We start from the raw sequence: 22,912 nt of genomic DNA, 5'->3' as shown, positions 1-22,912 counted from the left end.
GCCGCGAACCGAGCCGCGGACACCACGCCAGGTGAGACTACGCACCTACGAAGAGGACGAGCCATGAGCCGCGACTTCATCGTCACGAAAGAACACCGCCGCTTCATCGAATTCGCCAACGCCGTCCGCAAGGAACGCACGATCGGCATCTGCCACGGCGATGCCGGCGTCGGCAAGACGCAATCCGGCCGCCGATACGCCCACTGGGACACCCTGGAACCCTTCATCACCGAGTGGGGACCGCGGAGCGAGACCGACACAGAGCATTACGCCACCGCGAACCGATCCCGGACCCTGTTCTACACGCCACCGGTCCTCCCCAAGCCGGCGCAGCTCGTCCATGAGATCGACCACCTGCAGACCAGGCTGGGCATCTGCATCGATGAGCACCTGCGCGCCACCGGCAAAGTTACGGGGACTCACGGCCGCTACAACATGGGCAAGCGGGTCGAGCTGCTCATCATCGACGAGGCCGAACGCCTCACGCCCACGGCCCTGGAAGTCCTCCGAGACCGGCACGACCGTGAGCACACCGCGATCATCCTGATCGGCATGCCCGGCATCGACCAACGATTCCGGCACTACCCCCAGCTCTACAGCCGCCTCGGGTTCTCCCACCGCTACCGCAACCTCGGCCGCGACGAACTCCTCTTCGTCCTCGAACGTCGCTGGAAGCGACTGGGCCGCACCCTCGACCCCGACGACTTCACCGACGCGCAAGCCATCGCCGCGATCGAACGCATCACTCGCGGCAACTTCCGCCTCCTCGAACGCCTCTTCCCCCAAATCGCACGAGTGCTCAAGATCAACGAACTCGAGACCATCACCGACGACGTCGTCGAAGCCGCCGCCAGCGTCCTCGTCATCGGATAGCCACCGCCAAACAACAACGCAAGAACACCGCCAAAGAGCGTCAACATTCACAAGTTCGGGAAGGGCTGCCATATGTGACCGCAAGGGGATCGCTTTGTGGGACGCCATCGAGCGTGCGCGCTTGCTGACGACTCAGGCAGAATCACGTGCCTCACCGACGATGTCGACCGTCCCATATAGCGTGTTCGTAAGAAATCCCGCTGACGGTTCCCTATATGGGACGACGAGGAGGGTCAGATGATCGTTGGCTACGCACGGGTGTCCACTATCGCCCAGGACGTCGAGACGCAGCGCCTCGCCCTGCTCGAGCTGGGTGTCGCCCCCGACCGGATCTACACCGACGAGGGGTTCACGGGTAAGAACCTCGAACGTTCAGGGCTGCGTGAAGCGATGGCCGCGGTGCGGGAGGGGGATACTCTCGTCGTCCCACGGCTGGACCGGTTCGCGCGGAATGCGGAAGAGACGCTCCGGCAGGTTCGTGAGCTCACCGAACGCGGCGTGATCTTTCAGATGGGGCGCACCACGTACGACCCTCGCGACCCGTGGTCGAAGCTGTTTCTCACTTTCCTCGCTGGCATGGCTGAGGCGGAGGGCGGATGGATCAGTCTCCGGACCCAGGAGGCGATGGCGCGCCCCGCGGTCCGGGCGAAGTTGAAAGGCCGGCAGCCGAGCTTGTCGCCCGAGGAGGATGCGGCGATCGCCAGGCACTTCGCGGACAACGAGATGACTCCGGCAGAGATCGCCACGCTATTCAACACGTCGCGCAGCAGCGTCTACCGCGCGGCCGGCAGGCATCAGAAGCGGATGGAGGCGCGTCGTGGCTGAGGGGGGTTCGACTAGTTGCCCTTGACCTCATCACCAACCGGGCCGCGGCGCTGCACGCCACGGACTACGGCACACCCACCGGCATCGCGAGGTACCCGCCGTCGACGGCGAACTGCGAGCCGCTCGTGAAGGCGGCCGCGTCGGAACCGAGCCACGCGACCATCTCGGCGATGTCGTGCGGCGTGCCGAGTCGGCCGATCGGGTGCTTCGTCAGCAGCGCGTCCTTGAAGCCGGGGTAGGTCTCCTCCGACATGCGCACACCCGCCGAGGTCGAACAGGCGTATTACGCTGATCAGGAATCAGCCAATCCGACACCTGTCGGACAAGGCTCCCGATAGGAACGAAAGTCAGGCCGATTCAGACTGCCCGCCCACCGGGCAGGCATCGACCGCGACAGCAACCGCCTCGTCTGGTGGATCGACCTCGACGACGGCACCCGCACCATCCTGCTCAAGGGAGCGAGCCGCTGATCGGCTGACCGGGGGACCCCTTGGGTGCGAGGAGTTCCCCGGTCGCAACCGACCGCTCGCAACCGTTCAGGAGCAGGATGCAACCCTCGACAGTGTTCACCATCGGTCACTCCACACACCCGATCGAGGAGTTCATAGCGCTGCTCGAAAACAACGGCGTGCAACAACTCATCGATGTGCGGACGGTTCCCGGCTCCCGACATAACCCGCAATTCGGCGCGCAGGCGCTTGAGGAAAACCTGACGGACGCAGGCCTGCACTATGCGCGGATGAAAGAACTCGGCGGTCTCCGCCACACCCCAGTGAATGTGGAGAGCATCAACGGTGCCTGGCGCAACAAAAGCTTCCGAAGCTACGCCGACTACATGCAAACCGAGCCCTTCGCGCGTGGAATAGACCGTCTAATCGATCGAGCAAAAGAGAAGACTGTGGCGATCATGTGCGCGGAAGCGGTCCCGTGGCGCTGCCACCGGTCTCTCATCGCGGATGCGCTGCTCGTTCGCCACATTTCTGTGAAGGACATCATGAGCGCCACCTCCACCAAACCCCACACACTCACGTCGTTCGCGTCGGTGGACGGGCAGCGGGTCTGGTACCCGCCCACTAACCTGGAAGGGCAACCGTAGGCATAGCGAGCCTCTCGCCGATGTGACCGAGTTGTCATTCCGAGAATGGATGTCGTCCACCATGGGCACACTGCACTACGGCGGGTCGGAAGCGCCGATCGTCAGCACCCCGGCGACGGACAAGGCGGTGGACGCGGAGGGCAAGGCCTGGCAGGTCGGCAACGCGCTCATTCAACGCCCCGGCACGGGCGAGGACATCGCGTACACGGCGCTCTACCTGGCCTCCGACGAGTCCTCTTGGGTGACCGGACAGAACTACAGCGTCGACGGCGGCGCGACCGCCGGGTGGCGGAACGACAGCGAGACGGACCGACTGGCCGCGAAGAACGGTTGACACGCGGGTCGCGGCGCGACCGGTGACGGACGGGAGGCACGGTGCCAGCTGACACCGTGCCTCCCGTCCGTCGTGGCCACCTCGTCTAAATCGCGAGGTACCCGCCGTCGACGGCGAACTGCGAGCCGGTCGCGAAGGCGGCCGCGTCCGAACCGAGCCACGCGACCATCTCGGCGATGTCGTGCGGCGTGCCGAGTCGGCCGATCGGGTGCTTCGTCAGCAGCGCGTCCTTGAAGCCGGGGTAGGTCTCCTCCAGCGCGTCTATCATTGGCGTCTGGATCACCCCGGGCAGCACTGCGTTCACGCGGATGCCTTTGTCGGAGTACTCCACCGCGGCGGCTCGGGTGAGGCCGATGACGCCGTGCTTCGACGCGACGTAGGCGGACTGGTGGGCGATGGCGGCCTGCCCGAGGGACGAGGCGGTGTTGATGATGGATCCGCCGCCCTGCGCTAGCATCTGCGGGATCTCGGCCTTCATGCTGATGAACACTCCGGTGAGGTTGACGGCGATCACCTTGTCGAACTGCTCCACCGTAACGTCGGCGAGGTCGGGGCCGGTGACCTCGATGCCGGCGTTGTTGTGCGCGATGTCGAGTCGGCCGTAGCGGTCCACCGTGGCCTGGACCAGGTGCTGCATCGACGCGAGGTCGGTCACGTCCGCCCGGACGAACGTCACGGCGTCTCCGCCGTCGATGTACTCGAGCGTCCCGTTGCCGGCATTCTCGGACAGGTCGGCGACGACGACCCGTGCGCCGTGGTCGACGAGGACCTTCGCGGTCTCGCGCCCGATCCCTCCGCCACCACCGGTGACGAGTGCGACCTTGCCATCGAGCGAGTTTGACATTGTGTGCTTCTTTCTCTCGGGGAGCGGCGTCGGTCGGCGTCGCTCGTTCAGTGCGGGAGCTGCGACGCGGTGTCGGCTGTGAGCCGGCGGACGTCGCTATCCAAGGTGGGGCGGTCGATGCCGAAGAAGGCGAATGAGATCGTTCCCATGAACGCGAGCCTAGTGTCCGGTAGGCGACGAGAGGGCGGTTCACTACGGCCCGTTCCTGCCCCACGTGGGCAGCGCGACGACCTCTTTCATGAACAGGATCGAGCGCGAGCTCGAGGGATCGGGCCGGTACAGGCACTGGGACGTGACGGTTGAAAGTGTGTTCATTGCAGAGGACGAATCGGACTGCGAGGTTCGCGCGACACGATAACTGGCGCGACACTGACGGTGCCCCCGAGCCGACGGGACTGCTGCACGGATAGGTGACACCTGATCTGTGGTGCTGGTTGGTGCCGCTGGGAGGATGTCATCATGCCCAAGCCCTATCCTCGTGAGTTCCGCGACGATGTCGTGCGCGTGGCTCGCGGTCGTGAAGATGGTGTGACGATCAAGCAGATCGCGACCGACTTCGGGGTCAGAAGGGCCTTTCCGAACAGCAACAATAGGAGCGCGCCGACTGTGAGGACGATCGAGGGCAGTTGGGTCCGCGACCCTGCTTGGTCCATTGCCGCCGTGCGGGACGTGGACGAGCCGACCGAGAAACTGCCCTGCGCGCCGGCGTCCCCGGTACGCCTGTCATAGATGGGGGACGCGAGCGTGTGGTGTGCGTTGTACCCTCCGGGGGTGGGTAGACGCGGCGACCCGAGAACATCTGAAGGAGTGACGGCATATGAGGCATGTGACTTTGCCGGGCGGAGAAGTCGTTCCTTCGATGGGTCAAGGCACCTGGAAGATGGGCGAGCGTGCTGAGCGACGATCCGACGAGATCGCCGCGTTGATCGCCGGTGTCGAGCTGGGCATGACGCTCGTTGATACTGCCGAGATGTACGGCGACGGCGCGGCGGAAACGCTGATCTGCGAAGCGCTAGGCGACCGGCGCGACCAGTTGTTCCTCGTCAGCAAGGCGTATCCGCAGAACGCCTCGCGCGCACGCCTTTCACGCGCATGCGAGGCGAGCTTGGGACGTCTCGGCACCGACCGGCTCGACCTCTACCTGCTCCACTGGCGGGGATCGGTGCCGCTCGCTGAGACGATAGAAGCGATGGAGGCGCTGAAATCGGCCGGGAAGATTCGGTATTGGGGTGTCAGCAACCTCGATACTGACGACATGGACGAGCTTGTTTCTGCCGGCGGGGATGGCTGCGTGACCGATCAGGTTCTCTACAATCTCGTCCGTCGAGGCCCTGAGTTGGAATTGTTGCCGTGGCTCGTCGCTCATGAAATGCCTGTCATGGCGTATAGTCCCGTCGAGCAGGGACGACTCTCAAACCATCCCTCCCTTGTGAAGATCGCAGCCAAGGTCGGTGCTACCCCTGCGCAGGTCGCACTTTCCTGGACGTTGCGGCACGATGGCCTCATCGCCATCCCGAAGGCGAGTTCGATCGCACATGTGCGGGAGAACCGGGCAGCCGCAGATATCGTCCTCTCCGACGCCGACCTTGCGACACTCGACGCGGCATTTCCTCGGCCACGCGACCGTCGCCCGCTCGAGATGCTCTAGCTCAAATGGCGGTTTTCTCTCAAGGGAACCGAACGTGAGACGGATCGGCTCGAGGCGTTCAACGACGCGGTGCTTGCGATCGCGATCACACTTCCTGTGGTGGAACTGCACGCACCGAGGCCTGAGGATGGCGACCTCGCCGCGGCCTACCTGAAGCTGGCACCGGACTACGCCGCCTACGTCCTCAGCGTGATCCTCATCGGCCTCTATTGGGCCCACAGCCATTTCAGCGGCAAGCTGCTAGAGAAGACCGACCACGGCTACAACCTGCTGACCATCGGCTTCTTGGCTGCGGTCAGTATCACTCCATTTCCCGCGCGCCCGTTGGTCGAACATTTCGGTGGAGATGCGGACAGCACAACCGCCGCCCTCTGGTACCTGGGCATAGCAGCGGCACCGGCGACCTGGTGGCTTCTTCGGTGAGTGCACGCCACCGCCAAAGGTCTACCCGATCAAAGGCTGACCGAGGCTTATCCTCGCCGCCTCACCATCAAATATGGTCTTACCGCCGCTGCCTACTGGGCGGCGTCCGGAGTGGCGTTCTGGAATTGGCGTGGCGGATTGATCGCGGCGGGGATTGTAACGTTGGGCTACGTCATTCCCCCCGCAAAGCCCGTGTACAGACCCGGTATGGAACCGGGACACGATCAGATGGCTCGTTGACTGAAGGAGCGGATGGTACCTCGGAGCTGCTCGTTCCTTGCGAGTGAATAGCGACCTACCGTCGTCCGACGTTTTCGGGCTTGCTTTGCTCGCCGATCGCCAGATCGGCTAGAACACGCGCACCAGGCCGCAATTCGGGCACCGCCAGACCGGGGGAGTCGGCGGGTTCCACGACGGTTGCAGCTGCACCAGGCAGCGCTCACAGGTAGGGGAGAAGCCTGGCCATTCGTCGTCATCCATGACGCCAGGCAACCGGGATGCCGGCGGCGCCGCAGAAACCGTCCACAGGGACGTTCAGCGCCTTCCAGGAGAGGCCGGCGTGACCGCCGAGGCCCATACCCATGCCTTCATCTCCGTCTCGCCCACGCGGAACCTGATCGCGCAGGCATCCGCTGTCCACCGGCAGACCTCCGCGTCGACGAGCGCCGGCGTCGCGCCGAAGCGCACCCACGCCTTCGCCGGCTTCGGCCGCGGGTCGATAGTCACCGGTTCTACGTCTAACCGCAGCTCAGCGCTCGAGAGCGACTGCAGGGGGCCGGCCTCCGCAGCGATCCGCTCCAGTATCCGGGTATCCATCCTGCGATCGACCGCCGACGCGTATCGCTTCGATGTACCCACTGCCGATCCTCCTTGCGGACCGCCAGGTTATCGATTTTAGAACAGATGTTCTATTCCGTGTGCTCGTCCGCCAGGTCGTCCGAGGCGTCAGCCTCGGCTTGAATCTGCTCAACCTCGGCCCGCAGCCGGCTCAGCATCTCCTTGCTGTGATCCGCGAGTGCGGCATCCCAGGCATCGACGGCGCTGGTCGGGTGTCGACTGTGGCTCTTTTGATCCGAGAAACCCCATGCCCTGAGACTGGGGGAGAGGGTTCCGCGCAGCGGGACCCGGGCACTATCCCGGCTCGATCGCTACACGTCAACTCAAGGGCGAGCCCCTTGACATGTCGTTCGGCGGGGGCGTTTGCTGTCTCGCGGAGGGCCGGCGTTGTCGAGGCCCCGTCAAAGAAGCATCGAGCAATACATCTGATGGGAGTGGACATGAAGGCAGTGGTGTACGAGGGGCCCCGTCAGGTCAGCACGAAGGACGTCCCGGACGCGAAGATCGAGCGCCCTACCGATGTCCTGGTCAGGGTGACGACGACGAACATCTGCGGCTCGGATCTGCACATGTACGAGGGGCGGACGTCCTTCGAGGTAGGCCGGACGTTCGGTCACGAGAACATGGGGGAGGTCATCGAAGTCGGCAGCGGCGTGGAGAAGGTCAGGGTCGGAGACCGGGTTGTGCTCCCGTTCAACATCTCGTGCGGCTTCTGTAAGAACTGCGAACGCGGCCTGACCAACTACTGTCTCACCACCCAGCCCGAACCATCCTTGGCCGGAGCGGCCTATGGGTTCGCCGACATGGGTCCCTACGGCGGTGGCCAGGCGGAGCTGCTCCGCGTGCCTTTCGGTGACCACAACGCGCTGCGCCTGGGCGAGGATGCGGAGGAGAAGGAGAACGATTACGTCATGCTCTCTGACATCTTCCCCACCGGCTACCACGCCACCGAGATGGCCGGCGTGATACCCGGCGACAGCGTTGTGATCGCCGGGGCGGGCCCGGTCGGGCTGATGGCTGCCCTGTCCGCGATGATCAAGGGTGCCGCGAAGGTGATGGTGGTCGATCGTCACCCTGACCGGCTCGCGTTGGCCGAGCAGATCGGTGCGATTGCCATCGACGACTCCAAGGTCGACCCCGTGCAGGCTGTGCTGGACGAGACGATGGGGCTCGGAGCTGACCGTGGTTGCGAATGCGTGGGCTACCAGGCCCACGATCCCCAGGGCAACGAGGACACCGCCGCCACGCTGAACATGCTCATCAACGCGGTCCGCTTTACCGGAGGAATCGGCACCGTTGGCGTGTTCATCCCCCAGGACCCGGGGGCCAAGGGCGAATTGGCCAAACAGGGCAAGGCAGCCATCGACTACGGCACACATTGGTTCAAGGGTCAGACCATGGGAAGCGGTCAGGCCCCGGTCAAGCGGTACAACCGCCGACTGCGAGACTTGATCGCGGCCGGCAAGGCGACCCCTTCGTGGATCGTCTCCCACGAAATCTCGCTGGACCAAGCCGCCGATGCCTATAAGAACTTCGACGCCCGGTCCAAGGGTTGGACCAAGGTCCTCATCAAGCCCGGCATGTCAAACGGAAAGAAGGAAAACTGAGATGGCAGCAGATCTCCAGGGCAAGAGGGTCGCGATCCTCGCCGCCGACGGAGTCGAACGCGTTGAGCTCGAGCAACCCCGCGAAGCACTGGAACGGGCCGGCGCTCAGACCGAGGTCCTCTCGATCCACGACGGCGAGATCAAGGCCCGTGAGAACGACCTGGATGAAGCGGGCACGTTCACCGTCGACGGGTTGGTCGCCAATGCCTCGGTGGGCGACTACGACGCCCTGCTGCTTCCCGGCGGCACGGTGAACCCCGACCAGCTCCGGGTCGACAAGGACGCCGTCTCCTTCGTCCGCGACTTCGTGGAGAGTGGCAAGCCCGTGGCGGCGATCTGTCACGGGCCGTGGACGATGATCGAGGCTGGCGTGGTCGGAGGTCGCACCTTGACGTCCTTCCCGAGCATCCGCACAGACCTGCGCAACGCCGGTGCTGACGTCGTCGACCAGGACGTCGTGGTCGACGGGAATCTGATCACCAGCCGCTCACCCGAGGACCTGCCTGCGTTCTGCGACACGATCGTGGCGAAATTTGCGAGCAACTCGACCCAGGAGGAGGTGACGTCATGAGCGTGACAAAGGGACTGCTTGTCAGGCTGGAGGCCCTGCCCGGCAAGGAAGACGAGGTCCAAGAATTTCTCGGCATCGGGCGAGGACTCGTCGAGGAGGAACCGGCCACCATAGCGTGGTTCGCGATTCGTCTCGGCCCCTCTTCCTTCGGGATCTTCGACGTGTTCCCCGATGACGCCGGCCGCGACGCGCACCTGTCCGGCGCAGTAGCGACCGCTCTCGGCGAGCAGACCGGCACACTGTTCAGCGAACCGACGATCGAGAAGCTCGACGTCCTGGGCTCCAAACTCCCCGCCTGACACGACAGCCCGGGAGTATTGGCACAGAAAGGAGGGGTCGCTGCGCGCGGTGACTTCGGGCTTACACAGCCCGCTGACGTCGTGGCAGCGGCCCCTTCTTTTGCGGCCTATCGCTAATCAGCAACAGATCGGGGAACCGCGATGACAGGAACTGACGACGGCGTTGCCACGACGCGTGCACCCGAGGTAGCAGTGATCGGGGGCGGGATCGTCGGTCTGTCGACGGCGTACGCGCTGCGGGAGCAGGGCGTGCCGGTGCGCTTGTACGAGGCTGGTCTGCCCGGGACGGGTCAGTCCGCAGGCGAGTCGCGGATCTTCCGGCATGCCCACGACGACCCGCGACTCGTCGCTTTCGCGCGCGAAAGCCGCGGCGTATGGGATGAGTGGGCCGAACACTTCGATGTCGAGCTGGTCTCATCAGACGGTGTCCTGGCGATCGGAGACAGCGCCCTGGCGCGGCTGCGGGTGCTCGACGAGGTCGGCGGCGTGGAAGCTCACGAGATCGACGCGGCCGAGGTCGCCCGGCGGATGCCGCTGCTCGCTGGGTACTCGGGGCCAGCGGTGCTCGACGAGTCAGGCGGCGCGATCCGCACCCGCGCCGCAATCACGGCACTCACGGGTGCCCTTGCAGATGCGGTCACCACCGGTGAGGTCATCTCCATCGATCCCCGCGCCGATGGAACGGTCGAGGTGCGCAGCGTCACCGACCGGTCTATCTACTCCAAGGTGGTCGTGTGCGCCGGCCGCGAAACCGCCCGCCTGGCACGCAGCGTCGGCCTGTCGCTGCCGGTTCGCCTCGCCGCACACGTCAGGCTGACCTTCGACGTGAAAGCCGCCGCCCCGGCACGAGTCGCGTGCCTGCAGGACAGTAGCGGCGTCTTCGGCGAGGTCGGCGTCTACGCGACGCCGCTACCGGGTAATAGCAGCTATTCGGTTGGACTCAGCGACACCGTCGGCGTCCGCGACGACGGAACTTTCATCGACCCGGCGGCGATTCGATCGCTGGACGAACGCGCACGCGAGTACGTGACACGGGCGCTGCCCGGTCTTCACCCTGAGCCGCGCGACTTCCTTCACTGCTGGGTGACCGACCTCCCGTGGGGTGAGGACGGCGTGGCCGTGTGGGAGGCGGGCCCTGTCTTTTTTGTGGCCGGTCACAATTTGTTCAAGCAGGCACCTGCGCTGGGTCGCGCTCTTGCCCGGGCTGCGACCGGCGGCGGTCTCCGCGCCGAGCTCACGCCCGAAGCGCGCCTCGGCGAGGCCCAGAGCTAGGGCGTGTCTCTCTATCGCGGGGGGATCCGCGCTTCTGGCCGGCAAACTGTTTAGCGAACCCACGATCGAGGAGTTGGACGTCCTGGCCTCTAAGCTCCCCGCCCGAGACTACGATCTCGTCACTCGTCAGGATGGGGTTACGTTGATGGCTGCGTGCGGTGCGGCGGTGAGGTAGCCGGCGGAAGCACCGACGCCTTTGTTCGCGACGTGCTCGGGCGTGTTAGCTGCAACCACGGTCCCGCCAGCGTCGCCCGCACCGGGCCCTAGATCGATCACGTGGTCGGCCACTGCGATGACACGCATATCGAGCTCTGCCGCGACGACGCCAGTATTACCCGCCTTGACGAGCGTCTGCAGATGCGCGACCAGACGATCCGTGTCGGCGCAGTGGAGCCCGGAGGTCGGCTCGTCCAAGACGTACAGCGTGTCTCGGCGCTGCGCCCGCTGCAACTCGGTCGCGAGCTTGACACGCTGCGCTTCACCCCCGGAAAGCGGCTCATCCCAATCGGGGGTGTAGGGGTTGGGGTCTGAAGCCGCCGGTCTCGAGCAGGCTTCGGGCGATGTAGTTGGTCAGGTTGCGGAACCCGAGTGCGGAGCCGCGTAGGTGTTCGAGCCGTCCGTTGAGCCCCTCGGTCGGCCCGTTGCTAGTGCCGGGTCGTTCGAAGTAGGCGAGCACGTCAGCGGCTCGCTTCTCCAGGGTCCGGCCCAGGGTGGTGAGCTCGGTGAGCACCTTAGGGACGCCGGCGCTGAGGTCGGTGATCAGCTTCTCCATGAGCTCGCGGCCACGTTGCCGGTCCTCGTGGCGATAGGCGGCGGTCATGCGCTGGTAAACACCCCAGGTCGCCTCGGCCTCGACGTGAGCGTCACCAACGAACAGCGCGCGTAGCCTGTCGCTCTGCTTGTTGGTGAGCAGGTCCGCGCCGGTGTGTAGCGTGCGCCGCGACTTGTAGAGCGGGTCGTCCCTGAACCCACGGTGCCCGTGGAGCGCGAGTTGGACCCGGCGCCGACACCTGTCGAGGGCGTCACCGGCCAGGCGCACGACGTGGAAGGGATCCATCACCGTGACCGCGTCCGGGATCTCCTCTGCAGCGGCGGTCTTGAACCCGATGGAGCCGTCCATCGTGACCACCTCGACCGCTCACGGAAGGCGTCGTCGCGGTCGGCGAGCCAGGTCTTGAACGCCGCCTTCGACCGGCCCTCGACCATGTCGAGCAGCCTTGCTGGGCCGGCGCCATCGCGGACTGGGGTGAGGTCGATGATCACGGTAACGTACTTGTCGCCAAGCCTGGTATGGCGCCAGACGTGCTCATCGACGCCGATGACGTTCACGCCCTCAAACCGCGTGGGTCGTTGATCAGCAGTCGCTTGCCTTCAGCCAAGACCGCGCCGTTGGGGCGGTGTCCCACGCGACCCCGAGTCCCTCGGCGACACGGGCGACGGTGAGGTGTGCGACCACGATCCCCTCCAGCGCACACCGCAGCCCGGTGCGCGAGAGCTTCGCGCGTGGTTCCGCCGCGGCGCTGGTGTCTTGGCGCCACACGTGTCCGCAGTCGGCACAGCGGTAGCGGCGCACTACAACTTCCAGCACGGTCGGTCGCCAGCCCTGCGGCTCGTGGGCCAACCGCCGGATCACGGTGTCACGAGCAGCGCCTTCGCTGCCGCACCGTCGGCACCACTGATCTGGTTCCATCACGCGGCACGCGGACCGCACGATCCGGTTCAAGTCGTTGTCCGGTCACGCTCAGACCGAGGCCGTCGAGTCGAGCGAAGGCGGTCAGGTCAGGTCAGGGCGGCCGAAGCCGGCCGGCGGGGTAGCGTCGGTCACGTCGAGGTCTTTCGGATGGATGGCGTAGGAACCTCCGTCGTCGGGAGACCTCCACGTCTATCTGCGGACCAACGCGTCCCGGCCGACCTACACCGTCGTCTCAGAAGACCCCCGAAACGTCTTCGACGACGACGGGACCGGCGAGGAGGAGGGCGCGGTGAGCTAAAGGAATGGAGCTTGCTCGGCTTCGGCGCCGCCGCAAGCTCCGGTGAAACGGTCGGTACTGGTCGGTCGTCGTCGGTCACCACCGGATGGCGGTGTCCCCCACGCTCGGCGTTTGCGCAGGTCAGCGGCTCGTTTGCCCAGTGGGCGCATCAAGCGATAGACGCAAAGCCGACGTGATGAGGTCGTCGGTTCGATTCCCACGGGGGGCTCCGGCGAACAGCCCCTGACCTGCGGAAACGCAGGTCAGGGGCTGTTCGGTTCTGGTGGTCGCGCGATGCGCTGGACTCACGGCTCTGCCCGACACCGACGTCGCTCTCCTCTGCGACGGACCCCTCGCGGCCGGCATCCTGTCCGTGTGTCGATAGGCCTCGCACCGCTCGGCAACGCAGCGTGGCGTTGCGTCGCGACCTGGCTACGGCTCGGAGGGGCGCGATCGTCTCGTGCGTTGGCGGACTACGGGAGCTTGGACGCGTGGACGTCGGCCGCCATGATCTCGGTGCTGCGCCGAGGAGGTGCTGGTTGGCCGTCAGGTCCGAGCCGTGACCGTCTACGTCGACGACGCACGCATCCAGCCCCGTGCCGGCCGGGGGCCGGGTTCGGTGCGGGTCGGTCTCAGAAGGCGCTGGCGGCGGCTTCGGCGACGGCCTGGTCTTGGACGCCGGTTCCTCCGCTGACGCCGACGGCGCCGACGACCTGGCCGTCGCGCTCGAGCGGGATGCCACCGGCGAAGATCATCACCCGACCGTCGTTGGAGGCGTTGATGCCGTAAAACTGCTCACCGGGTTGGGCGAGGTCGCCGAGGTCTTTGGTGGCTGTGTCGAACGCTCGGGCCGTGAAAGCTTTGTTGATCGAGATGTCGATGCTGCCCAGCCACGCTCCGTCCATCCGTACGTGAGCGACGAGATTGCCGCCGGCATCGACGACGGCGATGTTACTGGGCTGACCCTGCGTGCTGGATTCAGCTTCTGCTGCCGCGATGACACGTTTGGCGTCGTCCAACGACAATGTAGGAATAGATGGCATCAATTGCTCCTTCGAGTGTGGCGTGCGCTTTGTGGCTCGAGCCGCTCCAGAGCCGCCCGTTGGTTTGCCTGTTGAGTTTGTGACCGACAGCGCTCGTGTTGTGTTCGCGTTGCGGACGTGCGTGGGCGGACTACGGGAGCTTGGACGCGAGGACGTCGGCCGCCATGATCTCGGGTGCTGCGCTGAGGAGGTGCTGATTGTCCGTCAGGGCTGCGACGATGGCGCCGTTGGCGTGGGCGTCGCGAGCGGCCTCGTCGGGGAATGCATCGAAGATCCAGAAGGTGTCGGCGTGGGTCCTGACCGCGAACCAGACAATCGTTCCTACCTCTTCGTTGGCGAGTGCGACAGCGCTGGCGAGCAGATCGGCGAGCGCGTCGTGCTGTCCATCGGCCGCGACGATCTTGGCGACGAAGGCATACGGAAGTGATGCGGGTGTGGACATGAGGGACTCTCCTTGAAATCGGGGTTCTTCGTAGGACGAGTTCAGCGTATGACGAGCGAGGGCCGGTAGGGAATGGCGTATACGGCAGTATTGCTATTGTTTACGTCATGCGTATCGGACTGATCGCGATCGACGGCTGCTTCGGTTCGGCTATCGCGTCGATCATCGACATCGTGCGGGTGGCCGACGGAGCTCGCGGCGATGTCGACCCGCGGATCGACCCGATCGAACTCGCCATCCTCGGACCGAAACGGCGAGTGACCACGACGGCATCGATGACCCTGTCGGTGGACCACCCGCTGTCGGAGTCCGGAGAGTTCGACGTGGTCGTCGTCCCTGCGCTTGGAACCCTCACGGCCGCCGCTACCAACGACGCCCTCCAGAGCCGAGATGCTCGTTCGGTCATCGCCTCGCTCGGGCGCCTCGACGAGGCGACCACCCGGATCGCCGCGGCGTGCACCGGCGTGTTCGCTGTCGCCGAGACCGGACGGATGCATCATCGGCGGGCCACGACCAGCTGGTTCCTGGGGCCGGAGTTCCTGAAGCGCTATCCGACCGTCGCCCTCGATCTCGACACCATGGTCGTGGCCGACGGGAACCTCGTCACCGCCGGCGCCGCCTTCGCCCACATCGACCTCGCGCTCTCACTCGTGCGATCGATCAGCCCCGACCTGGCCCAACATGTCGCCAAGCTTCTCCTCATCGACGAGCGCCCGTCGCAGGCGGCCTTCGTCGCCTACGAACATCTCCGGCACGAGGACCCGATCGTCGTCGAGTTCGAACGCTTCGTGCGCGCCCGCCTGGACGAACCGTTCAACGTCGCCGTCGTCGCGCAGTCGCTCGGCACCAGCCGGCGCACCCTCGAACGACGAGTCCGTGCGGCGCTCAACCTCACTCCGCTCGGCTTCGTCCAACGGCTTCGCATCGAACGAGCTCGGCACCTTTCAGCAACCACGGACCTCACCTCCGCCGAGATCGCGCTACGGGTCGGCTACGCGAACGTCGAGACTCTGCGCTCCCTCCTGCGTAGGGAGCGACGCCGTTCCTGACCTATCGCCATGCCTGTAGCCGGTGTGCTAGTGCTCGACTGGAACCACCTCTCAGCACGTCGCGTCGACGCTCCCGCGTCGCCCGTGGACGACCCACCTCGACACGCCCGCAGCACAGGCCATGTGACGTGTCCCGGCTTCGCGGACGGTCGGGGTTGGGTGGCTGTGATGTCGCTGCGTTCTCGTCGAAAGGATCGGCAGACCCGATCAGAGCCGATTGGGATAAGACGCGAAGGCGGTCAGGTCAGGGCGGCCGAAGCCGATCCTCGGGAAACCTCTGCTTGACCACACTACGAATTTCGGTCCCGCGTCTCAGGACAGCGTGTCGACGGATTCACAGGTACCCGGAGTGAACGCCCGTCACGAGACCAGAGGAGTCCGCTTGGGCCCTTCGCGCGGTGGAGCGAAGCGAACGACGACGCGCCCACAAGCCGGTCCCTCGCCGTGTACGCCTACCGCGATTGACCGCGAGCGATCCGGCTGGCTTCGGGATGCACGTATACCTCGCACGATGAAGATGTACGCATAGGTGCGCTATCTTCAACATCCTCGGACAGCTCGGAACAGAACTGTTGGAATCCTCTAATCCACGACGAGGCACCGGAAACGAACGATTCCGCTACAACTGTCCGAACCGGCGCTCCGCCAGAGCGCGAAGCGGCGTGTCTTGTGCCGGAACCCAGTCCCGGATTCCACGTGCCGCCACTACTCCAGCTGGTCGAGTTTCGCCACGTTCTCCTCATGGGTCACCTCCCGGCGGGACTGTTCGGGCCGTGGCAGACCGTGTGGAACTGGCATCACCGCATGGCCACGGAAGGCACGTGGGTCGCGGTGCTCGCGGCGCTGACCGCCGTCGCGGACGAGGCGGGGCTGGTGGATTGGTCGCTGTCGGTGGATTCCACCGATCGCTCTTGCGCATCAGCACGCGACGAACACGAAGCGCCTGACAGGGGGCCGGATCGAATCACACGAATCGGGACGTCGAGCCGCCTGGCCAGGCGGTCGGCCGCTCCCGCGGCGGCCTGTCGACGACGATCCACTAGCTCGTCGATGGCAACGGCCTCCCGCTGGTCGCGTTGCTGACAGCGGGGCAGGCCGGCGACTCGCCGATGTTCCTGCCGCTGATGGGGCACCGACCTGTCGCTCGTCTCGTCGGCCACCCCCGCACCCGACCCGACGCGGTCCGGGGCGATAAGGCGTACGTATCCCGCGCGATGCCGCGGGCACCTGCGCGCCCGCGGCATCAAGGCCGCGATCCCCGAACCGTCCGACCAGCAAGGCCACCGCAAGCGCTGCCGGTCGCGCGGCGGACGATCCGTCAGGTTCGATGTCGCCGACTACAAGGGCCGTAACGTCATCGAACGCTGCTACCGCCACCTCAAGTAATGGCGTGGACTCGCCACCCGCTACGACAAGCATGCGATCGTCTATCGCGCTGCAGTGATCTCAACGCCGTCATCGCCTGGACCCGGCGTCTGTCAGACACGCCCTAGGTCGTCAGACGATGGCTGCGCGGAGTTCCGCGGCGGCAGCACCGACATCGGGAGCGCCGTAGATCGCGCCTCCCGCCACAGCCACCTGCGCACCAGATTCCTGCACCGAAGCGATCGTCGAGCTATTGATGCCGCCTGCGACTGAGAACGGCACGCCCGAAGCTTTGCCGTCCTCGAGCAGGGTGGCAAAGGTGAAGCCCTCTTCGGCCTGCTCGTCGAGGCCTGCGTGCATTTCGACGAACTCTGCTCCAAGTGCAACGACCTCTTTCGCACGCTGCGCCTTGTCGCTGACGCCGATGAGATCGACGACAACGCCCTTACCGTGCTTCTTCGCCGCCTTCACGGCACCGGCGATCGTGCTGTCACCGGCACTACCGAGGACCGTCACGAGATCGGCACCCGCAGTGAAGGCAATGTCAGCCTCGAGCTCGCCGGCATCCATCGTCTTGAGGTCGGCGAAGACGACCTTGTCGGGGTGGGCCTTCTTGATCGCGGTGATCGCCGAAAGGCCAGCACTCTTGATAAGCGGGGTACCGAGCTCGAGGATGTCGACGTGCGGCGCGGCGGCAGCAGCGAGTTCGAGGGCGGCCTCGGTGGAGAGGGTGTCCATGGCAAACTGCAGTTTCATTTGGATTCCTTTCGTGCAGTGGTTTGAGTCATTCGAGATTTGCGTGGCGAGGCCAGAGCTCATCAGCGGTCAAGCCGGAGCGGCGCCAGAGTGTGTGGAAAAGCGCGTCGCCGAGGACAACGACCAATTGCTCGAAGAGACTGCCCGCATACTGCTCAGATGCCGCTCCAGAGCGATCAAGCTTGTCTGCTGCCGGCACGACTACCGTGACGGCTGCCAGCGTTGCGAGCGGAGAGTCGGGGACTGTTGTAATAGCCGCCACCCGGGCGCCAGCATCGACGGCAGTCTGTGCCGCGCGCACGATGCCGCCCGTCGTTCCGGAACCGCTGGCAGCGAGGAGCAAGTCACCTGGTTCGATCGCAGGAGCGGTGACCTCCCCGACGACGTGGACGGCTAGACCAAGATGCATGAGTCGCATCGCGGTCATTCGCAGCGCGAGCCCCGATCGGCCTGCACCCAGCACGAAGACTCGCGGAGCAGCGCCGACGATATCCGCGAGCTCCGCCAATCCCGCCCGGTCGCGAGCGATCAGTCTGTCTGTGGCGAGTTCGAGTTCGCGGGCGATGCGGCTGAGCGAGTTACCCACACCGGTTTCGAGGACATCCATCGCCCTATCATCACGGCCGTCAGCCACGTTGGCTCCCCCGCAAAGGAGCAGGTCCACCTACCCGTAGGCATGGGCCTACCTGAGTGGATAGGTTGTCACCGTGGACTTTACCGAACTGTCGTCGCCCGCGTCACGTCAGCATGTCGCCGACCACGCCCGAATCGTCGCCGAGCATGCTGACCGGCAGGCGATCACGCTTGAATCTATGCTCGCGCTTCTGCGATCGCCCCGCCTCGATGACCGCGCAGCACGCAACATGGCGATCGAGGCGGCAACGAGCGCCTTAATCGGGCTGCGCGCTGTTACCGATCAGGAACGCAGCAGCATCCTCGAACCCGTCGTCGGTGCGTTCGCCCGACTGCAGAGCGACCTCCTCCCACTCGTCCGGTTCGGCGATCTCGACGTGCAGTTCGTTGAGCCGCCCGCGACCGGTCGGGCACTCCCAGGAGAGGTCGCGCACGCGGCGCGCGCCATCGTCCGCAGCTCGGTGCTCGCACTCGCGGATCGCAGCCAGGCTCGGCGGGTGCGCATCCAGTGGGACTGCGACGGCCTAAATCTCCTGATCAGCATCCGAGATGACGGGGCCGGCGAACTTTCCGCACACGACGACTCGATCCGCCCAATCGTCGAACGCGTCACAGCCCTCGACGGCGCGATTGCGGTCTCCTCAACACCCGGCTGGGGGTCCTCAGTCGACATCCGGCTTCCCCTCGATCCGCCGGCGGAACCCGGGCCACTTCCGGAATTCTCACAACTCTCCATACGCGAACGAGATGTGTTACGGCTTCTCGTATCGGGAGCGCGCAATGCCGAAATCGCGGAAGAGCTCCTCATCTCCGTCAACACGGTGAAGTTCCATGTGTCGAACCTTCTCCGGAAGATCGGCGCGCGCAATCGGGCGCAGCTTATTGCAACGTCGAGATGATTCCCACCAGCGGTCACCCGTGGTCTAACCCGACACCGATCGGAGCGAAAACGACGACACACAGCAAAGCTGCTCACAGGTCAGTACGATCCGGTCATGACTTCGTCTGATTCTTCACCCGCCGCCGACGCGCTGGTTCGGGTCTCGGGTGCTCGGGAGCACAACCTGCGGAATGTGGACCTCTCCGTTCCGCGGGATTCGCTAGTGGTGTTCACGGGTGTGTCGGGTTCCGGGAAGTCATCGTTGGCGTTTGGGACGCTGTACGCGGAGTCGCAGCGACGGTATCTGGAGTCGGTGGCGCCGTACGCTCGCCGTCTGATCGATCAGGCGGGCGTTCCCGATGTGGACTCCATCACCGGGATGCCGCCGGCCGTGGCGTTGCAGCAGCAGCGTGGAGGACGCAGTGCCCGGTCCACGGTGGGAAGCATCACCACGGTGTCCAGTCTCGTGCGGATGCTGTACTCCCGCGCCGGGGACTATCCGGATGGGCAGCCGATGCTCTACGCGGAGGATTTTTCTGCGAACACGGTGCAGGGGGCCTGCCCGGAGTGTCACGGCATTGGTCGTGTCTACGCGGTGCCCGAGGAGCGGATGGTGCCGGATCCGTCGCTCACGATCCGGGAGCGCGCGATCGCGTCCTGGCCGACGGCATGGCACGGACACCAGCTCCGCGACGTGTTAGTGGCCCTCGGCTATGACGTTGACGTGCCATGGAAAGATCTGCCACGAAAAGACCGGGACTGGATCCTTTACACGGATGAGACCCCGTTCGTTCCGGTCCACTCCCGGTTGACGCTTGCTGAGGCTCGCGCCGCGACCAAGGCCGGGGTCGAGCCGAGCTATTCGGGCACCTTCGTCGGAGCCCGCCGGTATGTGTTGGACACATTCGCGAACTCGAAGAGCGCGTCGATGAAGCGCCGCGTCGCGCAGTACCTCGACGCTGCCCTATGCCCGGTTTGTCACGGGAAGCGGCTGAAGCCTGAAGCGCTCTCGGTCACGTTCGAGGGCCTGGACATCGCGGAGTTCTCGCAGTTGCCGCTTCGAGAGCTTGCTGACATGCTCTCCGACGTTGTTGCGGGAGCGCAACAGGCCGAGACCGTTCCGAATGGTGCTGTGCTTCATGCCAATTCCCGTCGCGCAGCCACGGAGCAGCGCATCGCCGCCGGAGGGTCCGCGCACGCCGCCGCATCCGATGTGCGCCGCACCGCAAACCGTTCGCCGGAGAAGCGCGCCGCTGCGTCCAGGCTCGCTTCCGGGCTGATCGAGCGACTCCGCCCACTGACCGATCTTGGCCTCGGGTATCTGTCGTTAAGTCGAACCACCCCGACCCTGTCGGGTGGCGAGTTGCAACGAATCAGGCTCGCCACACAGCTCAGCTCCGACCTGTTCGGCGTCGTCTATGTCCTCGATGAACCATCCGCAGGCCTTCACCCACAAGACGTGACAGCGCTCTTGAAGATCCTCGACGGGCTCAAGAGAAGCGGAAACAGCCTGTTCGTCGTCGAACACTCCGTCGATGTCATGCGGCACGCGGACTGGCTCGTGGACATCGGCCCCGGCGCGGGCGAGCATGGCGGCCGCGTTCTCTACAGCGGTCCTACCGATGGGCTTGCCGACGTCAAGGACTCAGTGACACGCGGCTACCTATTCGGTGGCAGTGGACTGCCCCCGCACACCCCTCGCGACCCGCGCGGGTGGCTCCACTTGAAAGACGTGACTCGTAACAACCTGCACGGCGTCTCCATCGACATTCCCATGGGTGTTTTCACCGCGGTTACCGGAGTCTCGGGTTCCGGCAAGTCGAGCTTGGTTAGCCAGGCCCTCCCGGCTCTCGTCGGTGATCGCCTCGGTCAGAGCATTCCGGTGGAGGACGAACCGACCGGCGACGAGCTGCTCCTTGCCGATACCCCAGAGCGGCTCGACGGTGTCCTCGACGGCTCTCTCGAGGGGGTCCGGCGGGTTGTCAACATCGATCAACGACCCATCGGCCGAACCCCCCGATCGAACGTTGCAACATATACGGGCTTGTTCGACCACGTCCGTAGACGCTTCGCTGAGACGCCCGAGGCTCGCTCGCGTGGGTACAAGCCCGGCCGTTTCTCCTTCAATGTCTCCGGCGGCCGCTGCCCCACCTGTGAGGGCGAAGGGTCCGTGATGGTCGAGCTACTCTTCCTCCCATCCGTGTACACCGAATGCCCCGATTGTCACGGGACCCGGTACAAAGCCTCGACCCTTGAGATCACTTGGCGGGAGCGCACCATCGCTGACGTGCTTGCGATGAGCGTTGAGGAAGCCCACCCGTTCTTTGACGGGGAAGACGACATCACCCGCTCACTAGCTGCACTGTCAGACGTGGGTCTCGGATACTTGCGACTCGGACAACCGGCAACCGAGCTCTCTGGAGGTGAGGCACAACGCGTGAAGCTCGCAAGCGAGCTACAGCGCGCACAACGAGGGGACACCTTGTATGTTCTCGACGAACCAACTTCGGGCCTGCACTGCGCTGACGCTGACCGGCTCGTGACGCATCTGCAAACTCTCGTCGACGCAGGAAACACCGTCGTCGCGGTGGAACTCGACATGCGGGTGGTGGCAGCAGCCGACTACGTCATCGACCTCGGACCCGGCGCCGGCGATGATGGCGGCGCAGTCGTCGCCGCTGGAACTCCTGCACAAGTTGCCGAGAACGGCGTCGGCGCGTCCGCGGAATACCTTGCTGCGGCGATCAAACTGGTCGTTGCGGCTACCTGAGCAGAAGAGCCGACGCTTGACAACCGCACCGCGCCCACCCCGCGGAGGAAAGCTTCAGCCGCTCCGCGGGGTTAGCTGCGCCGGAGGTGCCGCCGTTTAGGCCGACCGCTCCCATGAGTGTTCCTCCAAGCCACGCGGCGAGTCCCAGGTCGTGGATGCTTCGGCCGAGGTGTTGCGAGTCGACATGTCAGCGCCTTCCGGTTAGGAGTTCTGACCACACACCTATTCGTTGGATGGGCACACGAATTGCCAAGCACCCGAATCGGTGCTCGCCCCACCCCCATGTGCTGGATGCCCTCCTCTGGCCATTTACCACAACGGCGTGCGATGCGCATCCGTTCGGGAGACCCTCAACCTCACTGCCAGTCTTACGTCGTAAGCGCCCTATGAGGGCGATACTCATCCCCCTGGGCGTCTTCGCCTCTTCACGAAAGGGTTCTCTCATGGATTTCCCCGCTGTTCTGCAGAACGGATTGGCCGCGGTCATCTCGTTCGTGCCCCTGGCCTTGCTGTTCCTCGTCATCCTCATCGTGGGGCTCATCGTCGCCAAACTCATCTCCAAGGCTCTGGAGAAGCTGCTCGAGAAGGTCGGCTTCGATCGTCTCGTCGAGCGTGGTGGCGTGAAGAAGGCCCTCGCAAAGTCGAAACTCGACGCATCCGACATCGTCGCCAAGATCGTCTACTACGCGCTGGTGCTGTTCGTTTTGCAGTTCGCCTTCGGTGTGTTCGGACCGAACCCCGTCAGTGACCTGCTCGCCGGAATTATCTCGTTCCTGCCGAAGATCATCGTCGCCATCATCATCGTCGTCATCGCCTCGGCGATCGCCGCCGGCGCCAAGGGCCTCATCCAGAACACCCTGAGCGGACTGTCCTACGGCAAAATCCTCGGCAACATCGTCGCCGTGTTCATCCTGTTCCTGGGTGTGACGGCGGCGCTGAACCAGATTGAGGTAGCAACGACCGTCACCACGCCCATCCTCGTCACTGTTCTCGCGATCATCGCCGGTGTCATCATCGTCGGCGCCGGCGGTGGCCTCATCAGGCCGATGCAGCAGCGCTGGGAGGCCCTGCTGACCAAGGCGGAGGAGGAAGCCCCGAAGATTCAGCAGGAGGCTCGCAACGCCCCCTCCGTCGCGGACCAGGCCAAGCAGGCCGGGCAGCAGGTACAAGATGCCGTTAGCTCGCAGCGGCGTTCCGCCCAGCCGCCGCAGCGCCCCGCGCAGCCGCCGCAGATCTGACATTTCCCTCCTGCTGGGCGGGTCGGTCCGGCGTGCCGGGCTGGCCCGCTCAGCATTTTGCGCCTCGGTAACGCGCCCCAATGGACGCTCCACGCGGGGCCGGTCACTGGGAGTAAGCGCGATCCAGGCGCTCCAAA

Annotated in this window: 21 protein-coding genes and 4 pseudogenes; 16 read left to right on the top strand and 9 right to left on the bottom strand. The window is 65.1% G+C overall.

The genetic code is table 11. The features are described 5' to 3' along the window. Window positions 1-63 precede the first annotated feature (63 nt). Complete coding sequence (locus tag DBR36_RS15285) at window positions 64-873, top strand: AAA family ATPase (RefSeq protein ID WP_070434716.1); 810 nt, start codon at window positions 64-66, stop codon at window positions 871-873. Between the two features lie 237 nt (window positions 874-1,110). Further along, window positions 1,111-1,698: a recombinase family protein gene (locus DBR36_RS15280; protein WP_108320586.1), complete on the top strand. Its 588-nt coding sequence runs from the start codon at window positions 1,111-1,113 to the stop codon at window positions 1,696-1,698. 64 nt (window positions 1,699-1,762) lie between these two features. On the opposite strand, the gene DBR36_RS15275 is transcribed toward DBR36_RS15280, so the two are convergent. Further along, window positions 1,763-1,951, bottom strand: coding sequence for an SDR family oxidoreductase (locus tag DBR36_RS15275; RefSeq protein WP_258222898.1), 189 nt, complete (start codon window positions 1,949-1,951; stop codon window positions 1,763-1,765). 309 nt (window positions 1,952-2,260) lie between these two features. On the opposite strand from DBR36_RS15275, the gene DBR36_RS15270 reads away from it, so the two are divergent. Both DBR36_RS15270 and DBR36_RS15265 read left to right on the top strand, forming a co-directional pair. After that, a complete protein-coding gene (locus DBR36_RS15270; RefSeq protein ID WP_240663945.1) occupies window positions 2,261-2,794 on the top strand; it encodes a DUF488 family protein in 534 nt (177 codons plus the stop codon). Window positions 2,795-2,843: 49 nt separating this feature from the next. Beyond that, window positions 2,844-3,128, top strand: a complete 285-nt coding sequence (locus tag DBR36_RS15265; protein WP_108320584.1) for an SDR family oxidoreductase — start codon at window positions 2,844-2,846, stop codon at window positions 3,126-3,128. 85 nt (window positions 3,129-3,213) lie between these two features. On the opposite strand, the gene DBR36_RS15260 is transcribed toward DBR36_RS15265, so the two are convergent. Then, a complete protein-coding gene (locus DBR36_RS15260) occupies window positions 3,214-3,972 on the bottom strand; it encodes a glucose 1-dehydrogenase (protein WP_108320583.1) in 759 nt (252 codons plus the stop codon). A 459-nt stretch (window positions 3,973-4,431) separates the two neighbouring features. On the opposite strand from DBR36_RS15260, the gene DBR36_RS15255 reads away from it, so the two are divergent. The 3 genes and pseudogenes from DBR36_RS15255 to DBR36_RS15245 all read left to right on the top strand — a co-directional run. Further along, a complete protein-coding gene (locus DBR36_RS15255; RefSeq protein WP_108320582.1) occupies window positions 4,432-4,701 on the top strand; it encodes a hypothetical protein in 270 nt (89 codons plus the stop codon). A gap of 130 nt (window positions 4,702-4,831) precedes the next feature. Beyond that, window positions 4,832-5,620: an aldo/keto reductase gene (locus DBR36_RS15250; protein WP_240663921.1), complete on the top strand. Its 789-nt coding sequence runs from the start codon at window positions 4,832-4,834 to the stop codon at window positions 5,618-5,620. A 57-nt stretch (window positions 5,621-5,677) separates the two neighbouring features. Beyond that, window positions 5,678-6,043 (top strand): annotated as a pseudogene (locus DBR36_RS15245) (TMEM175 family protein); the annotation flags it as partial. Between the two features lie 534 nt (window positions 6,044-6,577). Here DBR36_RS15245 and DBR36_RS15240 read toward each other — a convergent pair. After that, window positions 6,578-6,901 (bottom strand): hypothetical protein, encoded by a 324-nt coding sequence (locus DBR36_RS15240; RefSeq protein WP_108320579.1) that lies wholly within the window; start codon window positions 6,899-6,901, stop codon window positions 6,578-6,580. A 419-nt stretch (window positions 6,902-7,320) separates the two neighbouring features. On the opposite strand from DBR36_RS15240, the gene DBR36_RS15235 reads away from it, so the two are divergent. From DBR36_RS15235 to DBR36_RS15220, 4 genes are all read left to right on the top strand, one after another. Then, on the top strand, window positions 7,321-8,487 hold the full coding sequence (locus DBR36_RS15235) for a glutathione-independent formaldehyde dehydrogenase (protein WP_108320588.1): 1,167 nt from the start codon (window positions 7,321-7,323) through the stop codon (window positions 8,485-8,487). A 1-nt stretch (window position 8,488) separates the two neighbouring features. Beyond that, window positions 8,489-9,058, top strand: a complete 570-nt coding sequence (locus tag DBR36_RS15230) for a type 1 glutamine amidotransferase domain-containing protein (RefSeq protein WP_108320578.1) — start codon at window positions 8,489-8,491, stop codon at window positions 9,056-9,058. Next, the gene (locus tag DBR36_RS15225; RefSeq protein WP_108320577.1) at window positions 9,055-9,357 is read left to right on the top strand and encodes a putative quinol monooxygenase; all 303 of its coding nucleotides are present in this window, start codon (window positions 9,055-9,057) and stop codon (window positions 9,355-9,357) included. The genes DBR36_RS15230 and DBR36_RS15225 overlap by 4 nt, the downstream gene beginning before the upstream one ends. A 141-nt stretch (window positions 9,358-9,498) precedes the next feature. Further along, window positions 9,499-10,629, top strand: coding sequence for an FAD-binding oxidoreductase (locus tag DBR36_RS15220; protein ID WP_181373630.1), 1,131 nt, complete (start codon window positions 9,499-9,501; stop codon window positions 10,627-10,629). A gap of 126 nt (window positions 10,630-10,755) precedes the next feature. Here the strand turns inward: DBR36_RS15220 and DBR36_RS15210 are convergent. The 4 genes and pseudogenes from DBR36_RS15210 to DBR36_RS15195 form a co-directional block, all read right to left on the bottom strand. Then, window positions 10,756-11,121: pseudogene (locus tag DBR36_RS15210) on the bottom strand (excinuclease ABC subunit A); the annotation flags it as partial. 4 nt (window positions 11,122-11,125) lie between these two features. Then, window positions 11,126-12,454 (bottom strand): annotated as a pseudogene (locus DBR36_RS15205) (ISL3 family transposase). Window positions 12,455-13,231: 777 nt separating this feature from the next. Continuing rightward, window positions 13,232-13,618, bottom strand: coding sequence for a heme-binding protein (locus DBR36_RS15200; RefSeq protein ID WP_229117445.1), 387 nt, complete (start codon window positions 13,616-13,618; stop codon window positions 13,232-13,234). A gap of 154 nt (window positions 13,619-13,772) precedes the next feature. Beyond that, window positions 13,773-14,084 carry a putative quinol monooxygenase gene (locus DBR36_RS15195; RefSeq protein WP_108320575.1) on the bottom strand — a complete coding sequence of 104 codons (312 nt, stop codon included), beginning with the start codon at window positions 14,082-14,084 and terminating at the stop codon, window positions 13,773-13,775. Window positions 14,085-14,191: 107 nt separating this feature from the next. Here DBR36_RS15195 and DBR36_RS15190 point away from each other — a divergent pair, with 107 nt between their 5' ends. Beyond that, entirely contained in the window at window positions 14,192-15,133 is a 942-nt protein-coding gene (locus DBR36_RS15190; RefSeq protein WP_108320574.1) for a GlxA family transcriptional regulator, read from the top strand. A 762-nt stretch (window positions 15,134-15,895) separates the two neighbouring features. Beyond that, a pseudogene (locus DBR36_RS15185) lies at window positions 15,896-16,626 on the top strand (IS5 family transposase); the annotation flags it as partial. A 4-nt stretch (window positions 16,627-16,630) separates the two neighbouring features. Here the strand turns inward: DBR36_RS15185 and hxlA are convergent. Beyond that, window positions 16,631-17,254 (bottom strand): 3-hexulose-6-phosphate synthase, encoded by a 624-nt coding sequence (gene hxlA / locus DBR36_RS15180; RefSeq protein WP_108320573.1) that lies wholly within the window; start codon window positions 17,252-17,254, stop codon window positions 16,631-16,633. A gap of 28 nt (window positions 17,255-17,282) precedes the next feature. Next, entirely contained in the window at window positions 17,283-17,861 is a 579-nt protein-coding gene (hxlB, locus tag DBR36_RS15175) for a 6-phospho-3-hexuloisomerase (RefSeq protein ID WP_108320572.1), read from the bottom strand. Between the two features lie 100 nt (window positions 17,862-17,961). Between hxlB and DBR36_RS15170 the strand changes: the two genes are divergently transcribed. From DBR36_RS15170 to DBR36_RS15160, 3 genes are all read left to right on the top strand, one after another. Continuing rightward, the gene (locus tag DBR36_RS15170) at window positions 17,962-18,786 is read left to right on the top strand and encodes a LuxR C-terminal-related transcriptional regulator (RefSeq protein ID WP_270354012.1); all 825 of its coding nucleotides are present in this window, start codon (window positions 17,962-17,964) and stop codon (window positions 18,784-18,786) included. A gap of 96 nt (window positions 18,787-18,882) precedes the next feature. Next, complete coding sequence (locus DBR36_RS15165) at window positions 18,883-21,537, top strand: excinuclease ABC subunit UvrA (protein ID WP_108320571.1); 2,655 nt, start codon at window positions 18,883-18,885, stop codon at window positions 21,535-21,537. Window positions 21,538-21,980: 443 nt separating this feature from the next. After that, window positions 21,981-22,775: a hypothetical protein gene (locus DBR36_RS15160; protein WP_108320570.1), complete on the top strand. Its 795-nt coding sequence runs from the start codon at window positions 21,981-21,983 to the stop codon at window positions 22,773-22,775. Window positions 22,776-22,912: the final 137 nt, after the last annotated feature.

Source organism: Microbacterium sp. HMWF026 (genome assembly GCF_003061325.1).
In the GTDB taxonomy this organism is placed as follows: domain Bacteria; phylum Actinomycetota; class Actinomycetes; order Actinomycetales; family Microbacteriaceae; genus Microbacterium; species Microbacterium testaceum_E.
The sequence above is the reverse complement of the archived record's forward strand: the minus strand, read 5'-3'. Positions and strand labels throughout refer to the sequence as shown.

Coding starts and splice junctions, on each gene's coding strand:
- DBR36_RS15160 (WP_108320570.1), top strand. CDS start 21,981: ATGGATTTCCCCGCTGTTCTGCAGAACGGATTGGCCGCGGTCATCTCG.
- DBR36_RS15190 (WP_108320574.1), top strand. CDS start 14,192: ATGCGTATCGGACTGATCGCGATCGACGGCTGCTTCGGTTCGGCTATC.
- DBR36_RS15285 (WP_070434716.1), top strand. CDS start 64: ATGAGCCGCGACTTCATCGTCACGAAAGAACACCGCCGCTTCATCGAA.
- DBR36_RS15195 (WP_108320575.1), bottom strand. CDS start 14,084: ATGTCCACACCCGCATCACTTCCGTATGCCTTCGTCGCCAAGATCGTC.
- DBR36_RS15225 (WP_108320577.1), top strand. CDS start 9,055: ATGAGCGTGACAAAGGGACTGCTTGTCAGGCTGGAGGCCCTGCCCGGC.
- DBR36_RS15230 (WP_108320578.1), top strand. CDS start 8,489: ATGGCAGCAGATCTCCAGGGCAAGAGGGTCGCGATCCTCGCCGCCGAC.
- DBR36_RS15265 (WP_108320584.1), top strand. CDS start 2,844: ATGTCGTCCACCATGGGCACACTGCACTACGGCGGGTCGGAAGCGCCG.
- DBR36_RS15280 (WP_108320586.1), top strand. CDS start 1,111: ATGATCGTTGGCTACGCACGGGTGTCCACTATCGCCCAGGACGTCGAG.
- DBR36_RS15255 (WP_108320582.1), top strand. CDS start 4,432: ATGCCCAAGCCCTATCCTCGTGAGTTCCGCGACGATGTCGTGCGCGTG.
- DBR36_RS15165 (WP_108320571.1), top strand. CDS start 18,883: ATGACTTCGTCTGATTCTTCACCCGCCGCCGACGCGCTGGTTCGGGTC.
- DBR36_RS15250 (WP_240663921.1), top strand. CDS start 4,832: ATGGGTCAAGGCACCTGGAAGATGGGCGAGCGTGCTGAGCGACGATCC.
- hxlA (WP_108320573.1), bottom strand. CDS start 17,254: ATGAAACTGCAGTTTGCCATGGACACCCTCTCCACCGAGGCCGCCCTC.
- DBR36_RS15220 (WP_181373630.1), top strand. CDS start 9,499: ATGACAGGAACTGACGACGGCGTTGCCACGACGCGTGCACCCGAGGTA.
- DBR36_RS15275 (WP_258222898.1), bottom strand. CDS start 1,951: ATGTCGGAGGAGACCTACCCCGGCTTCAAGGACGCGCTGCTGACGAAG.
- DBR36_RS15235 (WP_108320588.1), top strand. CDS start 7,321: ATGAAGGCAGTGGTGTACGAGGGGCCCCGTCAGGTCAGCACGAAGGAC.
- hxlB (WP_108320572.1), bottom strand. CDS start 17,861: ATGGATGTCCTCGAAACCGGTGTGGGTAACTCGCTCAGCCGCATCGCC.
- DBR36_RS15260 (WP_108320583.1), bottom strand. CDS start 3,972: ATGTCAAACTCGCTCGATGGCAAGGTCGCACTCGTCACCGGTGGTGGC.